Annotated in this window: 11 protein-coding genes; 10 read left to right on the plus strand and 1 reads right to left on the minus strand. The window is 40.9% G+C overall.

The window, feature by feature from the left end:
- Positions 1-110: 110 nt before the first annotated feature.
- The 10 genes from dapF (at position 111) to recD2 (ending at position 9,451) form a co-directional block, all read left to right on the plus strand.
- A complete protein-coding gene (dapF, locus tag FD50_RS02330; RefSeq protein ID WP_054757559.1) occupies positions 111-1,103 on the plus strand; it encodes a diaminopimelate epimerase in 993 nt (330 codons plus the stop codon).
- On the plus strand, positions 1,093-1,644 hold the full coding sequence (locus FD50_RS02335) for an NUDIX hydrolase (protein ID WP_056960012.1): 552 nt from the start codon (positions 1,093-1,095) through the stop codon (positions 1,642-1,644). Before dapF ends, FD50_RS02335 begins: the two co-directional genes overlap by 11 nt.
- Before the next feature lies 1 nt (position 1,645).
- On the plus strand, positions 1,646-1,900 hold the full coding sequence (locus FD50_RS02340) for a hypothetical protein (RefSeq protein WP_054757563.1): 255 nt from the start codon (positions 1,646-1,648) through the stop codon (positions 1,898-1,900).
- A 13-nt stretch (positions 1,901-1,913) separates the two neighbouring features.
- Positions 1,914-2,600 carry a 5'-methylthioadenosine/adenosylhomocysteine nucleosidase gene (locus tag FD50_RS02345; RefSeq protein ID WP_056960013.1) on the plus strand — a complete coding sequence of 229 codons (687 nt, stop codon included), beginning with the start codon at positions 1,914-1,916 and terminating at the stop codon, positions 2,598-2,600.
- Between the two features lie 13 nt (positions 2,601-2,613).
- The gene (locus tag FD50_RS02350; protein ID WP_056960015.1) at positions 2,614-3,768 is read left to right on the plus strand and encodes a cysteine desulfurase family protein; all 1,155 of its coding nucleotides are present in this window, start codon (positions 2,614-2,616) and stop codon (positions 3,766-3,768) included.
- A gap of 6 nt (positions 3,769-3,774) precedes the next feature.
- Positions 3,775-4,119 carry a DUF1831 domain-containing protein gene (locus tag FD50_RS02355; RefSeq protein ID WP_056960017.1) on the plus strand — a complete coding sequence of 115 codons (345 nt, stop codon included), beginning with the start codon at positions 3,775-3,777 and terminating at the stop codon, positions 4,117-4,119.
- Positions 4,120-4,232: 113 nt separating this feature from the next.
- Positions 4,233-5,357, plus strand: a complete 1,125-nt coding sequence (gene mnmA, locus FD50_RS02360; RefSeq protein ID WP_056960019.1) for a tRNA 2-thiouridine(34) synthase MnmA — start codon at positions 4,233-4,235, stop codon at positions 5,355-5,357.
- Positions 5,358-5,615: 258 nt separating this feature from the next.
- Entirely contained in the window at positions 5,616-6,269 is a 654-nt protein-coding gene (locus tag FD50_RS02365) for a histidine phosphatase family protein (protein ID WP_056960020.1), read from the plus strand.
- Positions 6,270-6,280: 11 nt separating this feature from the next.
- Entirely contained in the window at positions 6,281-6,964 is a 684-nt protein-coding gene (locus FD50_RS02370) for a tetratricopeptide repeat protein (protein WP_054757572.1), read from the plus strand.
- A 15-nt stretch (positions 6,965-6,979) separates the two neighbouring features.
- Positions 6,980-9,451, plus strand: coding sequence for an SF1B family DNA helicase RecD2 (recD2, locus tag FD50_RS02375; protein ID WP_056960115.1), 2,472 nt, complete (start codon positions 6,980-6,982; stop codon positions 9,449-9,451).
- Positions 9,452-9,787: 336 nt separating this feature from the next.
- Here the strand turns inward: recD2 and FD50_RS02380 are convergent, their stop codons facing one another.
- Positions 9,788-10,789 (minus strand): diacylglycerol kinase family protein, encoded by a 1,002-nt coding sequence (locus FD50_RS02380; RefSeq protein ID WP_056960022.1) that lies wholly within the window; start codon positions 10,787-10,789, stop codon positions 9,788-9,790.
- Between the last annotated feature and the right edge of the window lie 297 nt (positions 10,790-11,086).

The raw sequence follows: 11,086 nt of genomic DNA on the forward strand, positions 1-11,086 counted from the left end.
TAGGACTTTTTTATTTAAGTAACTAACGCTAAAAAGTAAAAAAATATGACAGTCAGTGATTAATAGTTGTATGATATGATGATAATAGAATTAATTTGGAGGTCATTATAATGAAGTTGCTGAAAGTTCATGGTTCGGGCAATGACTTTTTCATTTTAGATCAAAGCAAGTTGGAGAAGCCCTTATCTGAAGCAGAATTAAAATTGTTAGCACAGAAAATTTGCGATCGTAAAAGCGGGCTTCATGGTGGTTCTGATGGCGTATTATCTGTAACCGCAGGGCATAATGATGCAGTTGTCGGCAAGATGCGGGTGATTAATGCAGACGGCAGTGAAGCTAGTATGTGCGGTAACGGAATCAGAACAGTTGCCCGTTACCTAAGCGAACAAAATAATCAGAATGCTTTCAAAGTTGAGACGATGCAGGCTGATTTGGAAGTTAAAAGAGAACCTGATTTTGCACCAGGGATTACTGTCTTTGAAGCAGAAATTTCACCAGTTTCTTTTACTGCTAAAGCTTTAGGGATGCATGTTGCTGGAACAGAAAAGTTAGTTAATGAAAGCATCCCAGAACTGTCTGCCACTTTAAAATTTTCTGCAGTCGCAGTTCCTAACCCGCATTTAATCGCATTTGTGGACCATGCGACTTTAATCGGCGAAGAACTCGGAAGAATTGCAAGCTATTTAAATTCAAAAGGAAACCCGATTTTCCCGGATGGAGTGAATGTTAGCTTTGTTGAAGTCTTGGCAAAAAATAAAATCTTTGTTCGGACCTATGAACGCGGGGTCGGGTTTACAAATGCCTGCGGGACAGCTATGTCTGCCTCTAGTTTGATGTATGTACTCCTGTTTACTGGTAAGAGCGGCTTAGAAGAAAAGATTACAGTTTTGAATCCTGGCGGGATGGTAAAGACAAAGGTTCATCAGCGTGCTGATGGTTCTTATTGGATGTCTTTGATCGGCAATGCAACTTTTGTGGCAACGGTCGAAGTTGAATTATCGGCGGCCCTAGCAGGCGACTTTTCACAAGTGAGCTGGCAGGAAACGGGTGAACAAAAAGCATATGAACACTTTGTAAGGAGTGTTGTTAAAAATGAACTTTGAAGAAAAATTGTTGGATTCTAAGCGAATTTACACTGGCAAAATTATTAATGTTGAAGAAGAAACAGTGCAGCTTCCTGATGGAAAAAATGCTAAAAGGGAAATTGTCAGGCATCATGGGGCAGTCGCACTGCTATGCATTACAGCAGATGATAAAATGATCTTTGTCAAACAATGGCGCGAGCCGCTGCGTAAAACTACCTTGGAAGTTCCGGCTGGCAAGATTGAACCTGCTGAGGAGCAGTCACCTGAAGAAACCGCTAAACGCGAGCTCAACGAAGAGGTTCGATTGCGGGCTGAAAGGCTGGAACAGATTGCTGTCTTTTATACTTCTCCAGGTTTTGCAGATGAAAAAATGTTTCTTTACCATGCTCAGGGATTGTCGCCAGTGGCGCAAGCATTACCGCAAGATGACGATGAGTTTTTGAATGTGTATGAATTGACTTTAGCAGAAGCACAGGAGCAGATTAAAGCTGGTCTAATCTGCGACAGTAAGACAATCATGGCCGTTTGGTATTGGATGCTTAAGTTAAGGAGTGTTTAATGTGGGAATCAAAGAAAGACTTTCACGCACTGCCAGGCAACATTCTGAACACAAAGAGGAACCAAAAAAGACACGCTCGCAGGCGGTAGAGAATTCTCCGGATGAGCTGAGTCGTGCACAACTGCGTAAGTTTAGACAAGCGGAAGTTGAAGAAGAGAAGAAACGCCGATTAGGGCGCAAACTAAATTGGATAATTTTATTTCTAGTGATTGCAATTGTGATCGTCTACTGTTTTATGATTTTTGTTAATTTTTGATGGAGGAAGACAAATGAAGTATGGGATTTTGTGTGCCATGGATGAAGAGTTAAAAGAACTGCGTGCGCAGTTGAGTGCAGAAAAAGCAGTCACACTGGGCGGAATTAATTTTTATGAAGGGTGTTTAGGTCAGCAAAAAGTTGTTTTAGTGCGCTCGGGAATCGGCAAAGTTCAGGCGGGCATGACAACCGCGTTGTTGATTGTAACCTTTGGGGCAACAGCCGTTATTAACTCTGGTTCTGCAGGTGGAATTGGCACTGGGTTGCACGTCGGCGACGTTGTTTTGTCTACTGCAGCTGCCTATTATGATGTTGATACCACAGCTTTTGGATATCTTCCAGGGCAGCTTCCACAACAGCCGCAACGTTTTATGGCTGATGAAAAACTAGTTGCACAGATTGCTCAAGCAGCTCAAAAAAATGGTCTGCATACTAAAACTGGTTTGATCGTTACGGGCGATCAATTTGTAGCTTCTTCTGAAAAAATTGCAAAGATTAAGCAAACCTATCCAGCGGCTTTGTGCTGTGAGATGGAAGGTGCTGCAGTTGCTCAAGCTGCATTTCAGTTTAAGGTTCCTTTTGTGATTGTCCGTGCAATGTCCGATGTTGGGGATGAAGAGGCTGGTCAGTCTTTTGATGAATTTATTATTGAGGCCGGTCGCCGTTCTGCCCAGATGATTTTGAACGTTTTAAATGTTTGAGGGGTTTTGAAAAATGAAACATATTTATTTAGACAATGCAGCGACAACACCGATGGCGCAACCCGTTATTGACAAAATGACGGCGGTCATGACACAGGTTTTTGGCAATGCATCGAGTACTCATTATTATGGCCGACAGGCGCGTGCAATTCTTGACGAAAGTCGGCATGTAATTGCAACGTCAATCAATGCCAAGAAGGATGATGAAATTGTTTTTACGAGTGGTGGCACTGAGAGTGATAATACAGCGATTATTGAAACTGCCTTTGCCCGTAAAAATGAAGGACGTCATTTAATTACAACGGCAATTGAACACGAGGCAGTTTTAAAGTCAATGGCTTATTTGGAAACTCAAGGATTTGAAGTTACCTATCTACCGGTTGACCGGACCGGTAAAATTTCACTTACAGATTTGCAAAATGCTTTACGAGCTGATACGATTTTGGTCTCAATTATGGCGGGAAACAATGAGGTTGGGAGCAGGATGCCAATTCACCAAATTGGGCAGATTGTGGCTGCTTCTAATGCCTGGTTCCATACTGATGCAGTTCAGGCTTATGGGCTGGTAGATCTTGATGTTCAAGCTGATCAGATTGACTTGATGTCAACTTCTGCGCACAAATTGAATGGTCCGAAATTTTTAGGCTTTCTTTATCGTGCTGAGCATGTTGTGATTCCGTCGCTAATTAAGGGTGGCGATCAAGAACTCAAACGCCGTGCAGGAACAGAAAATATTCCTGCGATCGCAGCGTTTGCACAAGCTGTTAAACTAGTTGACTCGCAGGAAAAAGCTGCGCGGCAGCAAAAGTATGCAGGGTTCAAGCAGCAACTGGTAACGGGTTTGCGTGAAAATGGGATTGAGGTTGAGGTTAATGGGGACCTTGAAGGTCATAATCTGCAACATGTTTTGAATCTATGGTTCAAGGGCTGTCCAAGTGATGCGTTGTTAACTAATCTTGACTTGAACGGAATTGCAGTTTCTGCAGGATCGGCTTGTACAGCGGGAAGTCTTGAACCTTCACACGTGTTAATTGCGATGTATGGTAAAGATAGCCCACGCATCGCAGAATCTTTGCGTTTTAGCTTTGGTGCAGGTAATACAGCGGCTGAGATTGAAGTTGTAATTGCAACTTTAAGTACGATTGTTAAAAAATTAAAAAGGGAGTAATACAAGATGGCATACCAGAAAAAAGCGTCTCTTTTAGGTGATAAACGCACTTTTGAGTTAGCTGCGCAAATCAAAAAATATACTTTACGAGATGTTGGTTTTACTGAAAGTCATGGTGGTAAATTTGTACTGGAACGGTCACTTGATCCAAATTCACCTTTTAATGCAGCCCTTAAGTTCAAAATGACAATCAGTGCTGAACTTAAAACGTTTAAAATGGCAGTGACTGCTGCAAATGGGTTGAAAGAGGTCAATCTTTTTAAAGAAAATGATGCGGCTGCGCGAATAGAGCAACTAGATTATTTATTAGCTGTTCTGGTAAAAAGGCAAATTCTGACACAGGTTGTTTAAAAACCCGTGACTTGTCAAAGTAACCGCAAGTCGATATAATGTAACTTACTGAAATAATACGACCTTCAAATCGTAGGTATTCAGAATCTAGATTGAATGATGGTGATAGTATTATGCAAGACAACAGTCAGACACGTGTTGTTGTGGGGATGAGCGGTGGAGTTGATTCTTCGGTGGTAGCATATCTTCTCAAGCAGCAGGGTTATGATGTCGTTGGTGTCTTTATGAAGAACTGGGATGAGGAAAAGGATAGCGGTGTTTGTACAGCAACTGAAGATTATGAAGATGTTGCGAAAGTTGCAAATAAGATCGGGATCCCATATTATTCAGTTAATTTTGAAAAGGAATACTGGGACAGAGTTTTTACGTATTTTCTTGACGAATACAAGCATGGCAGAACGCCAAATCCAGATGTCATGTGCAATAAGGAAGTCAAATTCAAAGCATTCCTTGACTACGCTTTAAAGCTTGATGCCGACTATATTGCAATGGGACACTATGCACAGCTACGGCGTGATGCTGATGGGACAGTGCATCTTTTGCGCGGTGCAGACAGCAATAAGGATCAGACCTATTTTTTGAGCCAGCTTGCGCAAAATCAGTTGCAAAAAGCTCTTTTTCCAATTGGAGATTTGCAGAAAAAAGAAGTACGCGCGATTGCCGAAAAGGCGGGGCTTGCAACCGCAAAGAAAAAGGATTCCACCGGGGTTTGTTTTATCGGTGAGCGTAATTTTAGTAAATTTTTGCACGAATTTTTACCTGCAAAGTCCGGTCTAATGAAGACTGTGACCGGTGAAATTAAGGGAAAACATTACGGCTTGATGAACTATACAATTGGTCAACGCAGAGGTCTTGGTATTGGCGGAAATGGTCAGAGTAATGATCCTTGGTTCGTCATTGGAAAAGATTTGAGTTCAAATACCTTATATGTTGGTCAAGGATATCATAATAAGCACTTGTACGCAGATCGGCTGGATGGCAGTAAAGTAAGTTTCATTGCACCATTGACACGCGGTTCGATTTTTCATTGTACAGCGAAATTTCGTTACCGGCAGCAAGATTCAGGCGTTACTGTTTATTTGAATTCTGATCAGACAAAAGTACGAGTAGAATTCGACGAGCCGGTTCGCGCAATTACTCCAGGACAGGAAGTTGTTTTTTACGACGGCGAGGAATGCCTAGGGAGTGCCACAATTGATCGCGCTTATCAAAAAGAGCGCGTCTTGCAATATGTCTAAATTTGTGATGTACCTGAATTAATTAACAGAAATATAATGATGAAGTTCAGTCGGAGATGCAGCAATTTGCTCTCTGGCTGAACTTTTTGTGCTTAACTAAAAAATTGTGTAATTCCGCAACGCTAGCAATTTAGCAAAGCATGCACATTTATGCAGCATTTCAAGTGGTAATTACCTAAAAGACTTTGTTTTTCTCTTCACGCAAACATTTTTTGTGGCATAATTAGAGATAGCAAAAAAGAGAAAAGGGGATTCGTTGTGACTAGATTATTCTTCATCAGACATGGCAAAACAGAATGGAATCTTGAAGGACGTTATCAAGGTGCACAGGGGGATTCTCCCTTACTGCAGGAAAGTTATACTGAGATCAGCCAGTTAGCGGTGTATTTACGCCAATATCAGTTTGAGGCACTTTACAGCAGTCCAATTAAACGGGCTTTGACAACTGCGCAGCAACTTTCTGAGAAATTACCGCAGCAACTGCCCGTGCAACCAGAAACAGCTTTGCGGGAGTTTAATCTTGGAAAGATGGAAGGGATGAAATTTACAGAAGTTGCCCGTCTTTATCCCGCTGAGCTGGCTGCTTTTGGTAAACATGCCGACTTGTATGATCCGACTATAATTAAAGGTGAGACTTTTCCACAGGTTTTTGAGCGGATGACACCAGCTATTCAAAAAATAGTTAGGCTTCATCCTAAAGGAGATGTCCTGCTTGTCAGCCATGGAGCTGCTTTATGTGCAGAAATCAGGCATTTGTTAGGTTATTCGCTAAAAGAATTGCGTGCTAATGGTGGGCTGGCAAATACTAGTACTACGATTTTAGAGACACATGATGGCAAGAATTTTACCTGTTTAGCATGGAATAAGACAGATTATCTCAAACGCAAGTTAGACGCGACAGATATTGTCTAAGGAGTGGGTTAATGAACAAGCAACGAAAACAGCTAGTCAAAAAGACTGATGAATTAATTAAAGCAGCTATTCAAAAAATTGATGATGAACCTAAGAACGCCCAAAATTACTATGACTTAGGCTCCCTTTTGACGGAACTTAAAAACTATGAACAAGCTGAAGCCCTTTTTCGAAAGGCATTACCACTTTTTGCAACTGAACAACATGACAGCAGTTTGCTCTATTATGGATTAGGTAATGTTCTTTATGCGGCTGGGTTATACGCTCAGGCAGTTGAAGTATTTCAGAAAGTTCAAGAACAAAAGCTGCAGCAAGATGCCTATTTGATGCTTGCGCAGTCGGAGTTTGCACAAGAGCATTACCAACAAGCACTTGCTTTTGCGCTGACGGCTGCGGAAAGAGGATCACAGCAGAATGCCGCGCATTTATTAATGGGTGAAAGTTTTTTAGCTTTAGGAGACTTCGAGCATGCGCAAGAATATTTTGAGCAGGTGCGCACACGAGAGCCACAGAACTTTAAAGCTAATTTTGAGTTGGGTGTGATCAACCTTGTGTTGGGCAAAGAAAATCCATGTTATTTTCAACAGGCGCAAAAAAGTGACCCTAGCGCATTTAAACGGATGCAGTCACGCTTAGCTGACATTGAAAAGGTGCTGCTTGCCAAAAAGAACACTACTCATGAAAAAAAGGCCTAAGGAGGAGTCGCGTTGATAAAAGGTGAACAACAAGAGCTCTTTCAACCTGATGCTAATCAAACAGAAAGCTACATCAGTGGTAAGGTCGATGCGGTTTTTTTTGAGAGCCCAGAAACGTTTTATAAAGTGATTCAGGTCAAACTTAATGCGCAAAATATTTCATGGACAGACAATGAGATTGTAGTGACTGGAAACTTTGCAGAACTGAATGAAAATGAAAATTACCGTTTTAGTGGCAAGTTAGTTGAACATCCTAAATACGGAAAACAATTTCAAGCTTTCAATTATCAAAGTGAGACTCCAACTAGTAAAGAAGGTCTAATTACTTATCTTTCAGGTAAGAGTTTTAGTGGGATCGGACAAAAAACAGCTGCGAAAATTGTCAATCATTTAGGAATCAATGCAATCCCGCAAATTCTCAAAGATGCAGGCTGTCTGCGCGGACTAGGACTCAGCCAAAAACAGCAACAAATGCTCTTAGAAACATTGCAGGCTAATAATGGGACGCAGCAGATTATAGTGGAACTTAATAGCTTTGGTTTTGGGAGTCAATTGGCCACCACGATTTTTAACAAGTACCACGAAAAAACGCTTGCGGTGATTCACGAAGATCCTTATCGCCTGGTGCGTGAAATTCCTGGGATTGGGTTTAAACGGGCCGACCAAATTGCTGAAAAATTAGGCTTTGCTGCCGATTCTCCCTTACGAATCAAGGCTGGTTTGTTCCAAGGAATTTTTGATATTTGCCATGAACAAGGGAACACTTTTACCAATACCAAACAGCTTTTGCAGCAAACTCTTTTTTTACTGACAGACAGTCGGCGCGTGCAACTGGAGCCGCAATTACTGGCACAACAGCTAGTTGCACTTGCTGATGAAGGTAAAATTGTTGGTGAACAGCATCGAATTTATCTACGCAAATATTATGAGGCTGAATGGCGAATTGCACAAAGTCTGAAGAACTTACAGGCTGAATCGGTTGAATTACCTGCTGATTTTGAGTCACAGTGGCCTGTACTTTTAAAAGCGGCTGAGACGCAACTTGGAATTAACTACGGTCAGGATCAGATTGCGGCGATCAAAGGAGCAATCGCTGCTCCAGTTTATTTGCTAACCGGCGGACCAGGGACTGGTAAAACAACAATTATTAATGGAATCGTGGCCATCTATGCAGCTTTACATGAACTATCTTTGGATCCTAATACTTATCGTGATGAGACGTTTCCGATTATCTTGGCTGCTCCGACCGGAAGAGCCGCCAAAAAGATGAATGAAACGACTGGGTTACCGGCTGGGACCATTCATAGACTACTGGGATTAAATGGTAATAATGATGATGAGGAACGTGCCGAACAGCGTCAACTTGAAGGAAAACTGCTGATAGTTGATGAGATGTCGATGGTGGATACTGAACTACTGGATCTGTTACTCGCAGCTATTCCGCATAAAATGCAGGTTATTCTGGTGGGTGATAAAGATCAGTTACCTTCAGTTGGACCGGGGAGAACTTTTGCTGACTTGTTAGAAAGCAAATGTTTAGCACAAAGTCAGTTGCAAACGATTTATCGTCAAGGTGACGAATCAACAATTATTACGCTGGCCCATGCGGTGAAAAATGGACAGTTGCCGGCTGACTTGCAGCTTAACCGCAGTGATCGATCATTCATTGCTTGCAAGGCTTCTCAGATTGAAGAGGTCGTAAAACAGGTGGTTTTAAAGGCCCATGCGCGTGGCTTTAAGACTAAAGATATTCAGATTTTGGCACCAATGTATCGTGGTGTTGCAGGGATAGATAAGCTGAATGTGATGCTGCAAAATATCTTAAACCCACTTAAACCAGAACAAAAACAACTTGAATTTGGAAAACAGGTTTTTAGAATTGGAGATAAGGTCTTACATTTGGTAAATAGCCCTGAAGACAATGTTTTCAATGGGGATTTGGGACAGGTCGTTGGAATCACAACGGCCAAGGAAAACAAAGATCATCAAGAGTCTTTGACAGTTGATTTTGATAATAATGAAGTTGAGTTCAAGCGTAAGGACTGGTACAAATTAAAATTGGCATATTGCATGTCGATTCATAAGGCACAGGGCAGTGAATTTAAACTGGTGATTTTACCGCTGGTTCATCAGTATATGCGGATGCTTAATCGCAATTTATTGTACACAGCAATCACACGCGCAAAAGATTTTTTGATTCTCTTAGGAGAATTACCGGCCTATCAAGCTAGTGTTGCACAGATTGCAGTTGATCGTGAAACAACGCTCCTAGCAAGAATAAGGGAAGTTTTTGACCAGGCAGGTGTTAGTGAGCCGCCGCACCATCAAACGGTTCCAGAAGACAAACAGGTAAAGCTGGCTACAATTAAAGCACAACCAGCAGAAAAACAAGAGCAGCAACCACGCCTGACACTGGAATTAATAACTACTGGCCAGATTGATCCTCTAATTGGGATGGGAAATATTCGGCCCGCTGACTTTATGTAACTTAAAAAAAGTAAAAGTGTCGTGGTACCAGTGAATTATCTTGGCTAGTTCTGGCGGCTAAATAAATAAGAGGAGAATGTGACACAAGTCGGTAAAATTTGAGTGCTAACTCGAAATTATGAACATCGCGCGTACTTTGTTATGAGTAATTCGAAGTTAGACGGAGAATTTTGACTTATGGAACACGTTTATCTGGAATAAGTAAAGGAGCTAGACTAAAATTTCACTTTTGGTCCAGCTCCCTCTTATTTATTATTGACAAAATACACTATTAAGCTAATTTTGACATCGCATTTTAAATAAGCCGCAATCAAAATCAAAAGTGATTAATCCGTGTTAGTCTTTAGGGTCTGTGTGCTGAGTATCAATGTTTTTTCTTTGACTTAGCGAGATACTAGTAACATCGAACCAAAAAGGATAGCTAATGATTTTAAAGAAAACATCGTAAAACTTATTTGTTAATTCGCGATTATCAATCTGACCAAATTCCAGCGAGTTGATCATCAAATGAACCTGATTTTGTTTGAAACGATGTACAAAAGGCAGCTTATTTGCTAAGTCAAATTTGCGACTAAGGGATAGTATCAGAAAAGAAAATGGATTCAAACTGCTGATCACATCAACATTCAATAGTGGAGCAGTTTCTGCTTGCGATTCATGTGGAGCAAGCGTTTCGAGGGTTGGATTGCTGATCCTAACAGCAAAAGCCTTTTTGAAAAAATGGTACTTGCGTGCAACTCTAAGTGTTGCTGCAAACCGTTCTTGGTTGATGAACGCATCTGCTAAGCCGCATAAACGCGCCAAAAAGGTTAGATGATACTTTTGCATGAAGATAAGTAATTTTGAATTTCGTTGTAAGCTGGCGAAATATGCCTCAAAACCAATCGTAACTTTATCTAAGAATATTTTTTTAGTTGTATGTGCAGCTTCATCCATTTCAACCAAATTGTAAAAAGTAGGGCGCATCGTATTGAGAATTTGTTTGAGCGCTAATAAAGGATCGAATGAAACTCCAATTCTTTTAGCAAATGCATTTTTGGTTTCAAAAGGAATAAAAGCAACTGGAATTTTTTGTTTGGCTGAGTGCAAGAGAGTAGCCAAAACTTCAAGAAAAAATTCATTTCTCCCGCAGGTGACAATCACGCAGTCGTTGATTTCTTGAACAGTTGTTGTTGCGAGTAACTGTTGGACGGTACGTGAAGTTTGGTCGTTGCTTGGAATGCTAATTATTTGAAAATTAACCTGGCTCTCGTTAAGAGCTGTTTCGATTTTCTGCCATGTTTTTTGTTGACCGTTATTTACCATTTCTTCATCAATCATGAAAAAAAAGGTCCTCACGCTTTTCTCCCCCATTCTTTCTGAGTAATACCAAATTATTATAGTCTGCTTTACATGAATTTTACAAGCGGAGACAAGGAAGTTTATAAAAATTTTGGAATTTATTTTCAACTATTCTAACGGACACAAGCTATTCTGTGAAAATAAGGAGCAGAAAGAGGGTGGAAAATGAAACAAAAACCTTGAGAGTGTGACATAAGTCGGGAAAATTTGAGTACTAACTCGAAATTACGAACATCGCGAGTAATTTGCTATGAGTAATTCGAAGTTAGACGGAGAATTTTGACTTATGGAACA

Origin of the sequence: Liquorilactobacillus satsumensis DSM 16230 = JCM 12392, assembly GCF_001435195.1 — a bacterium.
Taxonomy (GTDB): Bacteria; Bacillota; Bacilli; order Lactobacillales; family Lactobacillaceae; genus Liquorilactobacillus; species Liquorilactobacillus satsumensis.